Annotated in this window: 18 protein-coding genes; 10 read left to right on the top strand and 8 right to left on the bottom strand. The window is 70.7% G+C overall.

Features of this window, described 5'->3' with window-relative positions; genetic code table 11:
• Positions 1-163: 163 nt before the first annotated feature.
• From OG453_RS42820 to OG453_RS42810, 3 genes are all read left to right on the top strand, one after another.
• Positions 164-1,423, top strand: a complete 1,260-nt coding sequence (locus OG453_RS42820; RefSeq protein ID WP_266874210.1) for a helix-turn-helix domain-containing protein — start codon at positions 164-166, stop codon at positions 1,421-1,423.
• Positions 1,424-1,640: 217 nt separating this feature from the next.
• The gene (locus OG453_RS42815) at positions 1,641-2,228 is read left to right on the top strand and encodes a hypothetical protein (RefSeq protein ID WP_266874209.1); all 588 of its coding nucleotides are present in this window, start codon (positions 1,641-1,643) and stop codon (positions 2,226-2,228) included.
• 5 nt (positions 2,229-2,233) lie between these two features.
• A complete protein-coding gene (locus tag OG453_RS42810) occupies positions 2,234-2,668 on the top strand; it encodes a hypothetical protein (protein ID WP_266874208.1) in 435 nt (144 codons plus the stop codon).
• Between the two features lie 10 nt (positions 2,669-2,678).
• Here the strand turns inward: OG453_RS42810 and OG453_RS42805 are convergent, their stop codons facing one another.
• The gene (locus OG453_RS42805; RefSeq protein WP_266874207.1) at positions 2,679-3,416 is read right to left on the bottom strand and encodes a MerR family transcriptional regulator; all 738 of its coding nucleotides are present in this window, start codon (positions 3,414-3,416) and stop codon (positions 2,679-2,681) included.
• Between the two features lie 85 nt (positions 3,417-3,501).
• Positions 3,502-4,416: an alpha/beta fold hydrolase gene (locus tag OG453_RS42800; protein WP_266874206.1), complete on the bottom strand. Its 915-nt coding sequence runs from the start codon at positions 4,414-4,416 to the stop codon at positions 3,502-3,504.
• A 177-nt stretch (positions 4,417-4,593) separates the two neighbouring features.
• On the opposite strand from OG453_RS42800, the gene rph reads away from it, so the two are divergent.
• Positions 4,594-7,206, top strand: coding sequence for a rifamycin-inactivating phosphotransferase (gene rph / locus OG453_RS42795; protein WP_266874205.1), 2,613 nt, complete (start codon positions 4,594-4,596; stop codon positions 7,204-7,206).
• 4 nt (positions 7,207-7,210) lie between these two features.
• Here the strand turns inward: rph and OG453_RS42790 are convergent, their stop codons facing one another.
• The gene (locus tag OG453_RS42790; RefSeq protein ID WP_266874204.1) at positions 7,211-8,431 is read right to left on the bottom strand and encodes an MFS transporter; all 1,221 of its coding nucleotides are present in this window, start codon (positions 8,429-8,431) and stop codon (positions 7,211-7,213) included.
• Positions 8,432-8,485: 54 nt separating this feature from the next.
• On the opposite strand from OG453_RS42790, the gene OG453_RS42785 reads away from it, so the two are divergent.
• Positions 8,486-9,229, top strand: coding sequence for a helix-turn-helix domain-containing protein (locus OG453_RS42785; protein WP_266874203.1), 744 nt, complete (start codon positions 8,486-8,488; stop codon positions 9,227-9,229).
• A gap of 36 nt (positions 9,230-9,265) precedes the next feature.
• Here OG453_RS42785 and OG453_RS42780 read toward each other — a convergent pair whose 3' ends face one another.
• Positions 9,266-10,255, bottom strand: coding sequence for a nitronate monooxygenase family protein (locus OG453_RS42780; RefSeq protein WP_266874202.1), 990 nt, complete (start codon positions 10,253-10,255; stop codon positions 9,266-9,268).
• Between the two features lie 104 nt (positions 10,256-10,359).
• Between OG453_RS42780 and OG453_RS42775 the strand changes: the two genes are divergently transcribed.
• On the top strand, positions 10,360-10,614 hold the full coding sequence (locus OG453_RS42775; protein ID WP_266874201.1) for an alpha/beta fold hydrolase: 255 nt from the start codon (positions 10,360-10,362) through the stop codon (positions 10,612-10,614).
• 31 nt (positions 10,615-10,645) lie between these two features.
• Here OG453_RS42775 and OG453_RS42770 read toward each other — a convergent pair whose 3' ends face one another.
• Both OG453_RS42770 and OG453_RS42765 read right to left on the bottom strand, forming a co-directional pair.
• Entirely contained in the window at positions 10,646-11,224 is a 579-nt protein-coding gene (locus OG453_RS42770) for a DUF2867 domain-containing protein (RefSeq protein ID WP_266874200.1), read from the bottom strand.
• Positions 11,225-11,272: 48 nt separating this feature from the next.
• On the bottom strand, positions 11,273-11,881 hold the full coding sequence (locus OG453_RS42765) for a TetR/AcrR family transcriptional regulator (RefSeq protein WP_266874199.1): 609 nt from the start codon (positions 11,879-11,881) through the stop codon (positions 11,273-11,275).
• Positions 11,882-11,990: 109 nt separating this feature from the next.
• Between OG453_RS42765 and OG453_RS42760 the strand changes: the two genes are divergently transcribed.
• Positions 11,991-13,469: a cytochrome P450 gene (locus OG453_RS42760; protein ID WP_266874198.1), complete on the top strand. Its 1,479-nt coding sequence runs from the start codon at positions 11,991-11,993 to the stop codon at positions 13,467-13,469.
• A 201-nt stretch (positions 13,470-13,670) separates the two neighbouring features.
• Positions 13,671-13,958 carry a hypothetical protein gene (locus OG453_RS42755; protein ID WP_266874197.1) on the top strand — a complete coding sequence of 96 codons (288 nt, stop codon included), beginning with the start codon at positions 13,671-13,673 and terminating at the stop codon, positions 13,956-13,958.
• Positions 13,959-13,963: 5 nt separating this feature from the next.
• On the opposite strand, the gene OG453_RS42750 is transcribed toward OG453_RS42755, so the two are convergent.
• On the bottom strand, positions 13,964-14,200 hold the full coding sequence (locus OG453_RS42750; protein WP_266874195.1) for a hypothetical protein: 237 nt from the start codon (positions 14,198-14,200) through the stop codon (positions 13,964-13,966).
• A gap of 56 nt (positions 14,201-14,256) precedes the next feature.
• On the bottom strand, positions 14,257-14,865 hold the full coding sequence (locus OG453_RS42745) for a TetR/AcrR family transcriptional regulator (protein WP_266874194.1): 609 nt from the start codon (positions 14,863-14,865) through the stop codon (positions 14,257-14,259).
• A 176-nt stretch (positions 14,866-15,041) separates the two neighbouring features.
• On the opposite strand from OG453_RS42745, the gene OG453_RS42740 reads away from it, so the two are divergent.
• Positions 15,042-16,460 (top strand): cytosine permease, encoded by a 1,419-nt coding sequence (locus OG453_RS42740; RefSeq protein ID WP_266874193.1) that lies wholly within the window; start codon positions 15,042-15,044, stop codon positions 16,458-16,460.
• A gap of 82 nt (positions 16,461-16,542) precedes the next feature.
• Positions 16,543-18,192: an amidohydrolase gene (locus OG453_RS42735; RefSeq protein ID WP_266874192.1), complete on the top strand. Its 1,650-nt coding sequence runs from the start codon at positions 16,543-16,545 to the stop codon at positions 18,190-18,192.
• The last annotated feature ends 72 nt before the right edge of the window (positions 18,193-18,264 follow it).

Below are 18,264 nucleotides of genomic sequence, written 5' to 3'. Positions count from 1 at the left end.
GTTCGGCAACTGCCCGCTGCCGTGACCGAGTTCACCGTTGCGGCCTCTTGTCCCCCGAGTGACAAGAGGCCGCACCATGTGTGTCCATCACCCGATGGTCTTCCGCGCACCTTCGGGCGGTATCTTCACCGAACGTTTGTCCCGCGCGCAGAGGGAGCACTCCATGGTCAACGGATCGATGCCGCCCGCGGGCATGGCCTCGGCCGGCACTCCGGCACCCCTGAGCGCCCCCGCAGAGAAGTCGCACGCCGCGTTCAGCGCCTTTCCCTCGGGCCTGCACGACCATGTTCGGCCGTATCTGGACGACATCACCGCGGAGGTGGTGCAGGCCATACGTACGGAGATACCGGAGTACGCCCGGCCGACGGACAACACGTACATGCACGTCGTGAACCGCGGTGTGGAGCAGGCCCTGCAGGGATTCCTCGCCCGCATGGCCCACCCGGACACCGACTGGGAGTCGGTGAAGGCCACCTATCAGAGCATCGGCAGGGGCGAGGCGGACGAGGGGCGCAGCCTCGACTCGTTCCAGTCGGCGCTGCGGCTCGGCGCGCGGGTGACGTGGCGCAGGGTCAACGCCCTGGTCGACGCCGACCTGTTGCCCCGGCATGTGCTCGCCGCCTTCGGCGAGGCGCTCTTCCTGCACCTGGACGAGATGGCCGCGGCGACGACCGCGGGCTACACCGAGGCCCGGCTGCACGCGGCCGGTGAGCTGCAGCAGCGCCGGGACCGGCTCATCGGTCTGCTCACCGCCGATCCGCCGGCGTCCGCCGAGGCCATCGCCGATCTCGCGCAGAGCGCCCAGTGGCCCATCCCGCGCGAGGTGGCCGTCGTCGTCATCGACCACGCCCTCACCCCCGAGACCATCCGGCCCATCGTGCCGCCGGAGTTCCTCGCCCGCTTCTCCGAGCAGCCCGGCTGTCTCGTCGTACCCGACCCGGAAGGACCCGGCCGTGCCCGCACGATCGCGGCCGCGCTGCAGGGGCTGCGCGCGGTGATCGGTCCCACGGTGGCGCTGCACGAGGGGGCACGCTCGCTGCGCTGGGCGCTCGACGCCCTGGAGCTCTCCCGGCGCGGCATCCTGCCCCACGCGGGCCTCCTGCACTGCGCGGACCATCTGGCGACGCTGCTGCTCTTCCACGACGAGGCGCTGATCGACGCGCTCGCCCAGCGGCATCTGCTGCCGCTGCGGGAAGTGCGCTCGCCGCAGCGCGAACGCCTTGCGGAGACGCTGCTGTGCTGGCTCCGGTCCGGGCACAACGCGAGCGAGGTCGCCACCCGCCTCGCCGTCCACCCGCAGACCGTCCGCTACCGCCTGCGGCAGCTGGACGAGGTCTTCGGCGACCGGCTGCACGATCCGGCCGCGCAGTTCGAGATGCAGCTGGCCCTGCACGCGTTGAGCCTGCGGCCGGCCGGCACCTGACGGTCGGCTGCCGACGCGTGACGTTCCGCTGGTGGCGCGTGACGTTCCTGATGGCGCGTGACGTGTACGTGGTACGTGACGTGTACGTGGTACGTCACGGTGAACGCCCTGCCCATCACCCGGACGCGCGGCAGCGACGGCCGCCCGGCGACGACCTCTCGCCGTAACGTCCCCTTCGCCCCGATTGACCTGCCGTCAGGTGAAGGAGAGTTCCTACGTGCGTGCCCGTCTCATGGCCGCTTCCCCCGTCCGCGCCGCCCTCCCCCGACTCGTCGCCCTGTTCCTCCTCCCCCTGCTGACCACGCTGAGCACCGTCCTGCTCGCCCCGGCGCACGCCCACGCGGACGTCCGGGTGCCGCAGGCGGCGTCCGTCAGCACACTGCTCGCCCCGCCTCCCACCGCGGACGAACCGTGCACCAGCAGGGACCCCGCGGTCTGCCTCATCCGGCAGATGAGCCCGCAGGAGCGCGAGCAGGCCCGCGAGACCCGGCTCCGCTACCACCTGCTCCTGGACACCATGGAGGCCGTGGCGGACCACATGCACGAGGAGGGCCGCTCCGACGAGGAGATCGCCCGCGTCCTGGTCGACATGCGCAACCATGCCAAGGACATCACCCGCGCCGGGATGACCCCCGAGGCGGTGCAGGCCCTGGAGCAGCGGAACATGGAGAAGTACGGCAACCCGCTGGGCCCGACCGCAGACCAGCAGTACGCCAAGTACGGCAGCTGGGCCAAGGTCATCGAGGCGGCCACCCGCACCAGCGCCGCCGTCGACCAGGAACTCGGCATCCCGCCGCGCGGCTGACCTCCATGATCCTGCGGGACTACGACCACCACGGCCGGACGTGGGAGCTGAACCCCCGAACGGGGCTCCTCTCCCCCGCGTCCGGCCGTTGCCACGGCTTCGTCCACGTGGGCGCGGACGCGGCGACGGCGTTGTACGCCGACACGGAGACCCTGTGGCTGCAGCACGGCGAACACCGCTGGAACTGCGCCACGGTGACGGTCCATCAGTCGACCCAGGCGCACGGCACCCGCCTCTTCACGATCGAGGACGCCCAGGGCACGGCCCTCGAACTCCCCTACCCTGCACCGGACTCGGGCCCTTTCGACCCGACGTACGACTGGATCGACGCGGAGGCGGACGACTTCTACCTCTGGGCGGCGGGCCGCCTCGCGGACGGTGACGCGACGTCGTACACCACGCTGTTCACGCACTTCCGGGCCGGATTCCTGCCGTCCTGAGCCGCCTGCTTCAGCTCGCGCGCCCGGCGGTGCGGCGCCGCTCGGCGCGGTGGTCGAGCGCGTCGACGATGCGTTGCCATGCCGGTGACGCCTCGGAGATCCGGGAAGACACCAGCTTCAGATACCCCGGCCGGCTGCCGTCCCGTTCCTGTTTGATCTCCCACGCGTCCAGGTCGTCGATGAGCCGCTCCAGGCGTGGATCGTACGGATCCCATTCGACTGCCTGATCACAGGCGAGAAACAGGCGCGTGGTCTCGGGGTCGTCCAAGCCCGCGTTCTTGTCCCGTATCCGCTCCGGCATGACGTGCGGATCCAGCGCCTGCATCAGGATCCACGCGTCGCGCTCGAGCAGCACCCTCCGTTCGCTGACCCCGAGGCCGCGCATCCGGTCCAGGATGGCGACCACCTCGGGGGGCAGGACAAGCCTTTCGCCGCTGTCCAGTTGGGCGATCCGGCGGCGGTATTCGGTGAGTTGGCCGATCTTGCGCCGCAGTTCCGCGTCGATGTCGGTGACGGCCGCGGCGAATTCGGTCGGCTGCGCGTGCAGCAGCGCGTCGATTCGGGCCAGTGGTACCCCCGCATCGGCGAGGGTTCTGATCCGGATGAGATCCACTGCCGCCTGCGCGCTGTACCGGCGGTAGCCGGAGGCATCGCGCTCGGGCTCGGGCAAGAGGCCGACGTGGTGGTAGTGGCGGACGGTGCGCACGGTCACTCCGGCGGTCGCCGCGAGCCGGCTGATCGTGAGCACCGTCCTCCTCGGGTCTACGTGAATGGCGATCGGGGGTTTACGCGAATCGCGATCAGGGTCTACGTGAAATGTGATCCGGCCGATTCTAGAGGCGAGCCGCGCGGTCGATGACGTCGCGGATCGCCTGGGTCACGGCATCGGGTCGGTCGAAGCAGAGTCGGTGGTGGGCCGTGTCGGAGAGGATGCGCTGTTCGCCGTGCGAGACCCCGCTCACCAGGGCAGCGTCCATTCTCGTGCGGCCGTCCTGCATCTCTTGCAACGTCCGCTCCGACATCAGCCCCTTCTGGCCCGGGTCGGTGCCGACCACGGTGAGAGCGATCACCGGGACATCGGGAGTCTCCGGCCCGGCCCGCAGTTCGGTGGCGAGTCCGGCCAGCTTGCCGCGCTCGGCGATGCCCACGTCGGTCCATGCGTCGCTCACCTTGGCATCGACCAGCGCCTGCCGCAGTTGCTCCGGGTCGTCCGCGTGCAGCTCGGCGTACATCTCGCGCAGGGCCGGGCGCATCTGTTCCAGCTGCTCCCGACCAGGTGCCATCCGCTCGACCGAGGCCAGAGACGCCTCGGGCGGCATGAAGTCGTCCCAGTCGCGATGGAAGGCGTCCAACGAGACAAGGCCTGCCACGTCCTGCGGGTACAGCTGCGCGAACCGATGCGCGTAGAAGCCGCCGAGGGAGTGCGGCACCAGAACGTAGGGGGCGGCGATGTGCTGGGCACGCAGCAGCTCGCGCAGTTCCGTGGCGACCGCGGCGGCGGTGCGCGGCAGCGGCAGGGCATCGCTGAATCCCGTGCCGCCGCGGTCGTACACAACGGCGGTGGTGAACTGCGAAACTGCCTGCTGGACCCCGAAGTAGTCCAGACCCACCGCGCCGGCGCCCGGCAGGAACACGACGGCCGGTCCGCCGCTGCCCGACCGGTGCACGAAAATGCGGCGGCCTTCGATCTCCTGGAATCCCCCGATCGGCGGGGCGAGCCGAGCCGAGGAAGTGCTGTGGTTCGTCATGCGCCCAGGCTCCAACCCTGACGCAGGGTCAGGGTCAACCCCGTCGGCGAAACGAGGGCGCGTCGTGGGTGTGTTGTCGACGTATTCGGCAGAGACGTATTCGGCAGAGTTGGCGTCGCCGGTGATTCGATCGGCCAGTGCCGTGCAACGGAACACGGCTGCCTCGGAGGTGTCGCAGTGATCGGGCAGTACGTGTTGGGTCTTCAAGAGGTGGACGAGACGCAGGTCGCCGTCGTCGGCGGCAAGGGCGCGCACTTGGGCGAGCTGTCGCGCGTCGACGGCATCCGCGTACCGAGTGGCTTCTGCGTGACGACGGATGCCTTTCGGCGGATCGTGGCGGAAGCGCCGTCGATCGGCGAGCGGCTCGATCAGTTGTCGCGCCTGGACCCGGACGACCGGGAGGGGATCCGCACGCTCAGCGCGCAGATCCGCCGGATCATCGAAGGGATCGCCGTCCCGGGCGATCTCGCGGCGGCGATCACCGGCGCGCTCGGCCGGCTCGGCGAGCAGGCCGCCTGCGCCGTCCGGTCCAGCGCGACGGCAGAGGATCTGCCGACGGCCTCCTTCGCCGGCCAGCAGGACTCGTACTTGAACGTCGTGGGGCCGGCGGCGATCCTTCAGCACGTCAGCCGGTGCTGGGCCTCGCTGTTCACCGAGCGTGCCGTGACCTATCGCCGGCGGAACGGCATCGACCACCGTGCGGTCCGCATGGCCGTGGTCGTGCAGCAGATGGTCTTCCCGGATGCGTCCGGCATCCTGTTCACCGCCGACCCCGTCACGGGCAACCGGAAGGTCGCCACCGTGGAAGCCGGCTTCGGCCTCGGCGAGGCCCTGGTCTCCGGCCTGGTGAACCCGGACGTCTTCAAGGTGCAAGACGGTGCGGTCGTCGCCAAGGCGATCGCCGCCAAGCAGCGGGCCGTTCGCGCCCTGCCGGCCGGCGGTACGCAGGAAGTGGCGATCGATCCGCCGCGGCAGGAGCGGCCCGCGCTGACGGATGCTCAGATCGTGTGGCTCGTACAGCTCGGGCGGCGGATCGAAGCGCACTTCGGCCGCCCGCAGGACATCGAATGGTGCCTGGTCGACGACGGCTTCCAGATCGTTCAGAGTCGGCCGATCACGACGCTGTTCCCCATCCCCGTCCCCCAGGGCGGCGATCAGGAGAATCACGTGTACGTCTCCGTCGGTCATCAGCAGATGATGACCGACCCCATGAAGCCCCTGGGGTTCTCCATGTGGCAGCTGACGGCCATGGTGCCGATGCACGAGGCCGCCGGGAGGCTGTTCGTCGACGTCACCCGGCGCCTGGCCTCGCCCGCGAGCCGCGCCGCCCTCCTGGACGTCATCGGGAGAGGCGATCCACTGATCAAGGACGCTCTGGAGACCGTCCTCGACCGCGACGATTTCATCCCGACGCTCCCTGACGCGGGTCCCGGCGGGCCCCCGGTCGGCGGCCCGCCCGCCCCGGCCGAGACCGATCCGGCCATCGTCACCGAGCTGATCGAGCGCAGCCGGGCATCCATCGCCGCCCTGGAGCGCGGCATCCGGACGAAGAGCGGACCGGCGCTGTTCGACTTCCTGCTCGAGGCCTTCGAGGAGCACAAGCGAATCCTCAGCGATCCGCTGAACTTTCAGGCGATCATGGCGGGGATGGAGGCCACTTGGTGGCTCAACGACCAGCTGCAGGAGTGGCTGGGCGAGAAGAACGCGGCGGACACGCTCACCCTGTCCGCCCCCGACAACATCACGTCGGAGATGGGTCTCGCGCTGCTCGACGTCGCGGACGTGATCCGACCGCATCCGGAGGTCGTCGCCTTCCTTCAGGGCGTCGAGGACGAAGGCTTCCTGGACGAGCTGGCGAAGCTCGCGGGCGGCGGGGCCGAAGCGCGCGACGCCATCGAGTCCTACCTCGAGCGGTACGGCATGCGCTGCGTCGGCGAGATCGACATCACGAGGCCGCGCTGGCGTGAGCACCCCACCACGCTCGTTCCCGTCATCCTCGACAACGTCAGGAACTTCGAACCGGGCGCCGCCGAGCGGCGGTTCGAGCTAGGGCGGCAGAAGGCGCGGGAGAAGGAACAGGACGTACTGTCCCGCCTGCGGGCCCTGCCGGACGGGGAACAGAAGGCCGACGAGACCAAGCGGATGATCGACCGGGTCCGGAACTTCATCGGGTACCGGGAGTACCCGAAGTACGGCATCGTCAGCCGCTACTTCCTCTACAAGCAGGCCCTGTTGGAGGAGGCCGAGCGGCTCGTGCAGGCAGGCGTGTTCTCTGAGAAGGAGGACATCTTCTACCTCACGTTCCAGGAACTCCACGACGTCGTGCGCTCGAACCAGGACCAGGTGGACGACCGGCTCATCAAGGAGCGCAAGGAGGCCTTCCGGTCGTACCACGCGCTCATCCCGCCCCGGGTGCTCACCTCGGACGGTGAGGCCGTCACCGGGGCGTACCGGCGCGACGACGTGCCGGCCGGTGCGCTGATCGGCCTGCCGGTTTCCGCCGGGACCGTCGAGGGACGGGCCCGCGTCATCCTGGACATGGCGGACGCCGATCTCGAAGCGGGCGACATCCTGGTCACGACCTACACGGACCCCAGCTGGTCGCCGCTGTTCGTCGGAGTCGCGGGCCTGGTGACGGAGGTGGGCGGCCTGATGACCCATGGCGCGGTGATCGCCCGGGAGTACGGCCTGCCGGCGGTCGTGGGCGTGGAGCAGGCCACGCGGCTGATCCGGGACGGGCAGCGGATCCGCGTGCACGGAACCGACGGGTACGTCGAGATCGTGGCTTGACCGACTACGCCGAGAAGTTGGCCGGCCGTGCGGGGGCTGCCTCGGCATCCGTGTCGTCTCCGCTCTGTTGCGCCGCCGCCGTGGGCTTCGGCGCGGTGGGTTCGGGCAGTGTGCGGAACAACAGCCAGCTCAGGGCGGGCATCAGGATCAGCGGTGTCAGGGCGGTACGCAGGGAGGTCGCGTCGGCGACGCTGCCGATGAGAGGGCTGACCAGGCCGCCGATGCTGACGGTCAGCCCGAGGGTGATGCCGCTGGCGGTGCCGACGCGTGTGGGCAGGTAGTCCTGGCCGAGGGTGACCTGCAGTGAGAAGGGGACGTACAGGCCGGCGGAGGTCAGCGCCACGAACACGTAGATCGCCGGGCCGGGCATGAACACGATCCCCGCGACGGCGGCGATCGTGAGGAGGTACGACCAGCGGGCGACAGTGACCCGGTCCCAGCGGTTGGCCAGGTTGCCGCCCAGCACGGAGCCGACCGCGCCGCCGAGATAGAGCACGACCAGCGCCGCGGTGCCCGCTGCCGTACCGCCTCCCAGACGCTCCTGTGCGTAGAGCGAGATGAACGTGCTCAGGCCGATGAAGACGATGGACCGGCAGACCACGGCCAGCGACAGCTTCACGAACGACGCCCTGTCGTCGGCGCCCGTCGCAACTGCGGTGCCGGAGCCGCCGCGTGCTGTCTTCTCCAGTGCGCGCAGGACAGGCAGGCACAGCACGCTGCCGGCGAGGGCCGGCACCACAAGCAGCGGCGACAGGCGCAGTCCGCCGGAGGCGACGACGGCGGTGACCATGAGCGGCGCGGCGGCGAAGCCGAGGTTGCCCCCCAGGGAGAACCAGCCCATCGCGCTGTGGCTGCCCTCGCTGACGAGCCGCGCGACGCGGGCGGACTCGGGATGGTAGGCGGCGACCCCGACACCGGACACCGCCACGAACGCCAGCGTCAGAGCGTACGAACCACTCAAACCGCTCAAGGCGATACCCAGTCCGCCGAGGATCGTACTCACCGGCAGGAGCCAGGGCATGGCCCAGCGGTCGGTGAGCGCGCCGAACACCGGTTGCGCGACCGAGGACAGCAGAGACGCGGCGAGCACGATGCCCGAGACCGCGGCGTAGCTGTAGGCGCGCTCGGCGACGAAGAACGGGACGAGCGACGCGACAGCGCCTTGGTAGACGTCGACGCAGGCATGGCCGACCGACAGCATGATGATTGATCTGTTCCTTGGCACATCGCCATGGTCTTCGCCGGGCAACGTGTCGCGCTTCCGATAAACTGCCGATCAATGACGGAAATCCGCCACGAGCCGGTAGCGCCGACCCGCACCCAGTGGCTGGCCCCCGGGGCCGCCATAGACGCGCACCGCCACGACGACCACCAGATCGTCTACGCGGGCCGGGGCGTGCTGGCCGTGACGACCAGTACGGGCTCGTGGATCGCGCCGGGTACGCGCGCCATCTGGGTACCGGCCGGCACCGTGCATGCTCACCAGGCCCACGGCGAACTCGCGCTGCACCTGGTGGGCCTGCCCGCGAGTGACAACCCGCTCGGCCTGGACAAGCCGACCGTGCTGGCAGTCGGCCCCCTCCTTCGTGAACTGATCCTCGCCTACACGCGCACCCCGCACGACGACGGTCCCGAACGTGGGCGGCTGCGGGCCGTGTTGCTCGATCAGTTGCGGGCCTCGCCCCAGGAGCCGCTGCACCTGCCCACCCCGACCGCCCCTCAGCTGAAGGCAGTGTGCGAGATGCTGCGCACGAATCCGGCCGACGACCGCACCCTGGCCGCACTGGGCAGGGAGGTCGGCGCCAGCGACCGCACGCTCTCCCGCCTCTTCAAGGCCGATCTCGGCATGACCTTCCCGCAGTGGCGCACCCAACTGCGCCTGTACCACGCCTTGGTGCTGCTTGCCGAGAACATCCCGGTGACCACCGTGGCACACAGGTGCGGCTGGTCGTCCGCCAGCGCGTTCATCGATGTCTTCCGCCGTGTCTTCGGGCACACTCCAGGAGCACATCAGCACCGCTAGCCGGACAGACTCTGTTTCGCCAGATGCCGAAGCCCCCTAACCCCGTGGCTGGTCGTTCGGCCGATGCCTTCCCGCGCGGCTCAGCGCGTCCTCGGCCTGGGCGGCCAGGTCGGTCACGAGGTCGGCCGCGGACGGCACATCGGTGATGAGGTCGACGGCCTCGCCCGCCCAGACCGGCAGGGGTGGAATCGCCCCTCGTGCCACGTCGTCCTGGTACTCCTGACGCGCCTGCGCGTCACCGGCCAGCTCGGCCTCCCGGCCGCGCCATCGGTCGAGATAGGGATGGCTCAGTACGCGGGCGGTGTACCGGTCCGTCGACCAGCCCGCGCCGCGGGCGATGTCCAACACTCCGTTGCGCTCGGTGTCCTGGCCTCGGCCTTCGATGATCGCCGTACGGATCGAGGGGGCGACCAGGGCCTCGGTGGTGGCCTGGAAACGCGTGCCGATGAGCGCTCCGGCCGCGCCCAGGGCCAGCGCCGCGGCCACGCCCCGGCCATCGGCGATCCCGCCTGCCGCCAACACCGGTACGGGCGCCGCGAGATCCACCACGAGCGGCACGAACGGCAACGTGGACCGCCCGTGCCGCGCACCGTGCCCACCGCTCTCCGTCCCCTGGGCCACGATCACATCGGCCCCCACCTCCACGGCACGCCTCGCCTCATCGAGGTCGGTGACCTGAACCATCAGAACCGCGTCGGACCGGCGGATCCGGTCGACGAACGGGCCCGGGTCGCCGAAGGACAACATCACCGCGGCGGGACGGAACTCCAGCGCACGCTCCACCGCGTCGACTTCGGTCCCCCAGGTCAGAAAGCCGACTCCCCACGGTTCGGCGGTGCTCTCCGCGACGATCGCCAACTCTCGCTCCAGCCACGGCCGTTCCCCGTGGCCACCGCCCACCATCCCGAGCCCGCCCGCCCGGGACACGGCTGCGGCCAGCGCGCCGCCGGCCGAACCACCCATCGGCGCCAGCACGATCGGGTGCCGTACGCCCAACAACTCCGTCAACTCCGTCGACAACGCCATGGCCCCATCATGGCTCCCGTCCCGGCGGACAGGTTCAAGTCCCTTGGCGCAGACCGCTGTCCGGCGCGAGGACATCCAGGCCGAGCAGGTCGACGACCTGGCTGATGAGCTCATCGGCCCGCGACTGGTACCGGGCCGTGCCGTTCAACCCGCCGGGCCGCCTGGCCAAGATCACGGTCCCGACCCTGTTCGTCCCGAGCGACAGCGACCCCGCGCTCGGCCGCACCGGCGCCGAGCTCACCCGCAGGTTCGTGACCGGCCCGTACACCCTGCACACCCTGACCGGAATCGGGCACTGGATTCCGGAGGAGGCCGCCCACGAGGTGGCCAGCCTCCTCCGTGCCCACCTGGCCCGCTGACCCAAGTGACACCACCGTCAACCGGTCCGCTTCACGGCGTCGTACGCCACTCCCGTTCGATCTTCCGCATGAGTGCCGGGTACACGACCAGGTATCGCAAGGGTTTGATCGCGGCCATGTAGGCGGCGCCGAGCAGTCCGTTGGGCTTCACCAGGACCGCCATCTGGCCCCGGTGGCCGCCGGACCCGTCCGGGACCCAGCTCATGTGCATCACGGTGTGCACGGTCCCGTTGGCCAGCTCCGCCGCCCACTCGTCCTCCAGCAGGTACAGCGGGGCGAACGGGAGCGAGGCGAACTCCGGCCCCGTCGGGACGTCGCGCAGGTCCTTGGGCATGCGGTTGCGCAGCGAGGTCACCCGGGTGCCGATGCCGGCCTTCGGGCGGTCCCAGCCGAGCACCTTCCCGATCTTCCAGCGGGCCTCCCAGAGCAAGCGCGCGGCGAGCGGGGCGCCGTCGGGGAAGTTCCCGGAGACGGTCTGTGAGACCAGGCGGGGGAAGTCGTCGGGGCCGCCGGGCGTCGGCAGCGCCCACACGTCCTCGACCTCGAAGTCACGGGTGAGTTCGTGGATCCGCCAGGGGCGTTCGGTGTGTGCGGCCTTCGGCAGTCTCATCCGGGTACCTCCGGGTGGCGGACCGAGCACGTGTACGTACGTTACGCCTCAGGGCGAGATCGCGCCCAGGAGCGCTCTCGCGCAGAGGTCCCGCACCTGTTCCCTGGGCAGTTCCGGCTCCTCGAGCCACTCCAGGCAGACGGCCACCATGAACGCGAGCCAGCCGCGCACGGCCAGGCGCAGGGTGGGCAAGTCGTGTGCGGTGGCCGCCGCTTCGGGGTCCGCGGCCAGGGCCTCGAGGATCTGGTGTTCCTGCGCCGCGAGGCTCTCGCGGTAGACCTTGCGCGCGGTCGGGTCGCCCGTCGCCTGAGCCCGGTGGAAGGCGCGGAAGCCCTCCGCGTGCGCCTCCACGTACGAAAGAAACGTGTCGAGGCCCGTGGTGACCTGCTCGCGGACCGGGATCCCCGGCACCGCTGCCGTCAGCCGCAGCATGCGCAGGCTCTCGCGCTGCACGACGGCGGCGAAGAAGTCGCTCTTGGTCGGGAAGTAGTGGTACAGCAGGCCGCGTGAGACACCGGCGATCTCCGCCACCCGCTCGACCCATACGTCGTCGTACGGATTCTCCGCGAAGAGCCGCGCCCCCGCCGTGAGCAGTTGCTCGCGCCGCTCCTCGGTGCTGAGTCTGCGGCGCGTGCGTTCCTGCGGTTTCGCGGCCATGGGAGCACCTTACTTGACGTGGATTCAATAAGGGGACCAGACTGAAGCGCCTTATTGAATCCGCGTACAACAGGCTCAACGAGCGCGTGGCACAAGGGAGATGGCACTCATGGCGCAGTTGTCTCAGGTGGCGGAGCCGGCGGGTGCCCCCACGCCGAAGGGGTTCCGCAGTGCCGACCTCGGGTGGCCGCGGCTCGACCTCGTGCCGCATCCGCCGCGCCGCGTGCCGCTGATCGGCGATGTCCTCGGCGCCAACGTGCGTACGCCCGTGCAGGATTCGATGCGGATCGGGCGGGCCCTGGGGCCGATCTTCCGCCGCAAGGCCTTCGGCAAGGAGATCGTCTTCGTCTGGGGTGCCGAGCTCGCGGCGGAGCTGGCCGACGAGTCACGGTTCGCCAAGCATGTGGGGCTCGGCGTCGCCAATCTGCGGCCGCTCGCCGGGGACGGCCTGTTCACCGCCTACAACCACGAGCCCAACTGGCAGCTCGCGCACGACGTTCTCGCACCGGGGTTCAGCCGTGACGCGATGGCGGGCTACCACCCGCTGATGCTGGACGTCGCCCGGCAGTTGACGGCCCGCTGGGACGAGCGCGAGGCGGCGGGACGCTCCGTGGACGTGCCCGGCGACATGACGAAGCTGACCCTGGAGACGATCTCCCGCACCGGCTTCGGGCACGACTTCGGGTCCTTCGAGCGGTCCCGGCCGCATCCGTTCGTGACGGCGATGGTCGGCACGCTGTCCTACGCCCAGCGCCGCAATGTCGTGCCGCCCGCGCTCGCTCCGCTGGTGCTGCGCGGTGCGACGCGGCGCAATACGGCCGACATGGCCTATCTCAACCGCACCGTCGACGACGTCGTCGCGGCACGGCGCGCGGCGCCCGGCCGGGGCACAGGCACCGGCACCGGCACCGGCGATCTGCTCGACCGGATGCTGGAGGTCGCCCACCCCGAGACCGGCGAGCGTCTTTCCGCCGAGAACATCCGCCGCCAGGTCATCACCTTCCTGGTCGCCGGGCACGAAACGACGTCGGGCGCCCTGTCGTTCGCGCTGCACTACCTGTCACGCTCCCCCGAGGTCCTGGCCCGCGCGCAGGCCGAGGTCGACGAGATCTGGGGTGACGTGGCGGAACCCGCGTACGAGCAAGTCGCCAAGCTGCGTTATCTGCGCCGCGTCCTCGACGAGTCGCTGCGGCTGTGGCCCACCGCCCCCGGCTTCTCCCGCCAGGCCCGCCAGGACACGACGCTCGGCGGCACACATCCGATGCGCGAGGGGGCCTGGGCGCTGGTCCTTGCGACGCTGCTGCACCGTGACCCGGAGGCGTGGGGCGAGCACCCCGAGACCTTCGATCCGGACCGGTTCGCGCCATCGGCCGTCCGGGCCCGGCCCGCCCATGTCTTCAAGCCGTTCGGCACCGGCGCCCGTGCCTGCATCGGCCGTCAGTTCGCGCTGCACGAGGCGACGTTGGTCCTCGGTCTGCTGCTGCGCCGCTACGACCTGCATCCCGATCCGGGCTACCGGCTGCGGGTCGCCGAGCGTCTGACGCTCATGCCGGACGGGCTCACGCTGCGGCTCAGCCGCCGCGCCTAGCGCTCCGCGGGAAGTGCGGTATTCGGCTGCGGGTTCGTCGTGGCTTGTCGCGCAGTTCCCCGCGCCCCTACGGGGCGCTGCCGCCCCGTAGCGGACTTCGACACGACCGCGTACAACCGCGATTGTCAGACCCATGCGCAAGAGTGGAAGGTCCGCCGGTGCGACCGCCGGCCGGACCGACCCGCGCTAAGGAGCTCTGCCATGACCAGCACGCCGACCCCGGAACTGGCCGCCGCCCAGGCCTGCTTGCGGCTGCTGCACACCGCACGTGCGGCCCTGACGGGTCCCGTCCCGACGGCCGCCGCGGCCTCGCTGCTCGCCGGACCGATGGCGGAGGCCGACGAGGCGCTGCGCCGCGCGGGCCTGACGGGCAACGAGGCCGAGCTGCTCGCAAGGATCTACGACCTCGATCCGCACCCTCCCACGCCGTGCGGTGACGACGGCTCCCCCGTCACCGGGTCCGCCGTCTCCAGCTCTGCCTCCACTTGACCCTGTCAGCTCGGCTTCCACTTGAACTTGTCGCCGCCCACCCAGTGCACGACCTCCGGATCATCCGCGTCGTGCACGACGACGCCCGCCCGGGCGGCGACCTCCAGTACGTCGACGAGCCCCGTGGCCTCGCCGACGACCTCGCCGTCGATCTCCACGATGCGGAAGGGGGGTCGGCCGGGATTGACGCCAAGGACCGTGATCCGAGGGTGGGCCACATGGAGGTTCGCGCTTTCGGTCATGCCTGGAGACTGCCACGCTCCGGCCCGGTCATGACCTGCCCGTTCGGCCGCTCGGGCTACGCACCCGTGGGCTCGGGCCGTCCGATCAGCCGCTCGGCCGCCGAGCGCGCCGAGGCGAGCGCGCCCCCGCGGTCCGCGCCGCGCTGACCCAGGACGACACGGGTGCTCAGGCCGTCGAGCAGCGCGAGGAGTTCACCGGCACGGCCCGCGGCGTCGTCCACGGTGAGCACGCCCCGGTCCGCGCCCTGGGTGAGCAGCGCCTCCAGGTCCTGCTGCCAGCCGTGGTCCAGTTCGTCCTGCGCCGTGCGGAGCGGTTCGTTCGCACCGGCGCGCGCCCACAGCTCGATCCACAGCATCCAGCGGGGGTCGCGCGGCCCCGCGGGCAGGTACATCCGCAGGAAGCGGTCGAGTTTGCGGGCCGGTGCCGTCCGGCCCGCGAGCAGCGCGCGGCGTTCCTCGGCGAGCGCCGCCTCGCTCCAGCGCAGCGCCTCAAGGAGCAGGCGGTCCTTGCTGCCGAAGTAGTACAGGATGTGCCCGCCGCTGGTGCCCAGGCGGTCGGCAAGCGCGGACATGGTGAGCGCCGCGAGGCCGTTCTCGGCGATCGCCGTCATCGCCTCCTCGAGCATCCGGTCCCGCGCGACCTGCCCGTCCCGCCGTCGTGCCATGCCTGCTCCCGTTCCGGTTCCCGCGTCCCGCTCCACGCCCTCGAGCCTAGCCGGGCCGTTCCGTGCCGATTTCGCGCAGGGTCTTGACGGCCCCCTAACCCGTGCCTCATTTTGAATGCCATTCAAAGTCATAGAACGGCATTCAAAGTCTGGGTGCCGGAGAGTGAGGTGCCCGCATGGCAAGACAGGCCACAGGAGTCACCAGCGACGAGGTGTTCCGCGTCGAGACCCACGGCATCGACCCGATCCCCGACGCCGACCGGCACGGCAGCGCCAAGGATCTGTTCTGGCTCTGGTTCGGCTCCAATCTGACCTTCACGTACGTCATCAACGGCGCCCTCGCCGTCAGCTTCGGCCTCAGCTTCTGGCAGGCCACCGCCGTGGTCGTGATCGGCGGTCTCGCGTTCTTCGTCATCAGCGCGGCGGGCCTCAGCGGCATCCGGACCGGCACCGCGACCCTGGTCATCTCCCGGGCGGCCTTCGGCGTCCTCGGGAACTGGCCCGCCGGGCTGCTCAACTGGGTCGTCTCCATCGGCTACACCATCGTCAACACCGTGGTCGGCACGCTCGCCCTTGAGGCCCTCTTCACCGACCTCGGCTGGACGGGCGGCGGGAACGCGGCGCGTGGCCTCGCGCTCGCGGTGACCCTCGTGATGACCTTCGCAGTGGCCATGTGGGGGCACGCGACCGTGCAGCTCGCCGAGCGCTGGATGGCGTACGTCCTGGCCGCCGGATTCGGGGTGCTGCTGCTCTTCGTGCTGCCCGACGCCGACTTCGGCGCCGCATCGGGCGGCGGCGCGGGCTTCTCCGGCTGGACGTGGGCGTTCGTCGTCATGCTGGCCGGGCCGTTCTCGTATCTGCCGATGCCCGCCGACTACACCCGCTATCTGCCCCGGGACACCTCGCTGCGCTCCATCACGCTCACCGGCGCGCTCGGCGGCTTCGTCTCCTCGGTCGCGCTCGGCGTCGCGGGGGTCGCGGCCGCCACGCAGGCCGACATGACGGACGCGGTCGCGGGGGTAGAGAAGCTGCTTCCGGGCTGGTTCCAGGCGGTGTTCCTGCTGCTCGTGCTCGGCGGCTCGGTCACCAACTCGATCCTCACGCTCTACTCCTCCAGCCTCAACCTGCAGGTGCTCGGCATCCCCTGGAGCCGTGCGAAGGCCATCGTCATCAGCATCGTCGTCACGGCACTCGGCTCGCTCGGCGCGCTCTTCCTGACCGACTTCACCGAGTCGCTGCTCAGCTTCCTCTCCCTGCTGATCATCGTGTTCGCGCCGTGGGGCGGGGTGTTCCTCGCCGACATGCTGTTGCGGCGCTGCCGCTACGACACGGACGCGCTGCACACCACCGGGCGCGACGGGGCGTACTGGTACCGGGCCGGATTCCACCCCGCCGGGATGGCCGCCCTCGTCGCCGGCATGGCCTTCGCCGCGCTGACCTGCGACTCCGAGCTGTGGACAGGACCCCTGGTCGCACCGCTCGGCGGCGGCGACCTCACGCTCCTCGGCTCGGTGGTCGCCGGGCTCGTGTACTGGGCGCTCGCCCGCCGCAGCATCCCCGCCGCCACCCCCGCTCCCGCCTCCACTTCGGCATGAAGCACACCCCATCGACGTGAAGCACCCCTCGCCGGCGCACGACACGCACCACCATCCGCACCACCCCAGGAGTTCACCCCTCATGACCAGCACCACCCCCGGCCCCGCCGATCTCGTCCTGCGCAACGCCCGTATCCACACCGTCGACCCGGACCTCCCGTCGGCCGAGGCCCTCGCCGTGCGGGACGGGCGCATCGTGTGGCTCGGGCCGGACGAGGAGGCGGACTCCTGGACGGGTCAGGGCACCCGCGTCGTCGACGGGCGCGGACGTCTTGTCCTGCCGGGCTTCATCGACGCCCACAACCACGTACGCCTCGGCTCCGACGACGACTGCGTACAGCTCGCCGGGGCCCGCACCCTCGCCGAAATCCACGACCGCATCCGCGCCTGGCACGACCACCACCCGGACGCCGACTGGATCGAGGCCGAGGCCTTCGACTACTCCGCGATCCCCGGCGGCCGCATGCCGAACGCCGCCGATCTCGACCCCGTCACCGGGGACACCCCCGCCTTCGTCCTCAGCTACGACGTGCACACCGCCTGGCTCAACACGGCCGCGCTGCGTCGCCTCGGTGTGGACCGCGACCGTACGTCGCTGCCGTTCGGCCGCGCCGAGACCGACCCGGAGACCGGCGAACCCACCGGTTTCATCAAGGACTTCGCGGTCAAGGGCCTCTCCCGCGACGGCCACCGGGCACTGAACGAGCTCGGCGTGCCGTGGGCCTCGCCCGACCGGCAGTACGGCCGCCTGGCCAAGAGCCTGGACGACGCGATCGGGTACGGCATCACCACGGTCGTCGAGCCGCAGAACTCCCTGGACGACCTGGCGCTGTTCAGCCGCGCCCGCGCGGAAGGGCGGCTGCGCTCGCGGATCGTCGCCGCGCTCTTCCATCCGCGCGGCACGACCGACGCGGACCTGGACGACTTCGCTGCGGCCGCGCGGGACTTCGCCGACGACCGGCTGCGGGTCGGACCGCTGAAGCTGTACATCGACGATGTGGTCGAGCCGCGCACGGCCGCGCTCCTTGAGCCCTATGCCGGGTGCGGGCACCACCGGGGCGACACGTTCTATCCCCCGCACGAGTTCGTGGAGCTGCTCGCCAAGCTGGACGCCCGCGGCTTCCAGTGCTTCGTACACGCCACGGGCGACCGCGGCATCCGCACCGTCCTGGACGCCGTCGAGCACGCCCGCTCCCTCAACGGTCCGCGCGACGCCCGCCACCAGGTCGTCCACGTCGAATGCCTGGACCCCGCCGACACGCCGCGCTTCGCCGAGCTCGGTGTCGTCGCCTGTATGCAGCCGCGTCACTGCGCCCCCGAGATCGCGGGGCCCGGCCAGGACTGGGCCGAGAACATCGGTGCCGAGCGCTGGCACAAGGCCTGGCCGATGCGCAGCCTGCACGAGGCGGGTGCGGTGCTCGCCCTCTCCAGCGACTGGAACGTCGCCGAGATGGACCCGATGGCCGGCATCTACACGGCCCTGACCCGCCGCCCCCTCGGCGGCGGCGACGCCTGGCAGCCGGGCGAGACGCTGGACGTGGAGACCGCGATCCACGGCTACACGATGGGATCCGCGTACGCCAACTTCCTGGAGGACGACCGCGGCTCCCTGACCGTCGGCAAACTCGCCGACTTCGTCGTCCTGTCCCGGGACATCCTGCGCGTACGCCCCGAGGACATTCCCGGCACACGTGCGGAGCTGGTCGTGGTGGGCGGTGAAGAGGTGCGGTAGCAGCGACTCGCCGCCGGATGTCGAAATCCGGCGGCCCGTCCCGACGTACCTTCCGAGATCCGGGCGCACCGG

Origin of the sequence: Streptomyces sp. NBC_01381 (assembly GCF_026340305.1) — a bacterium.
GTDB lineage: Bacteria > Actinomycetota > Actinomycetes > Streptomycetales > Streptomycetaceae > Streptomyces.
This window is presented reverse-complemented; position numbering and strand designations above follow the sequence as displayed.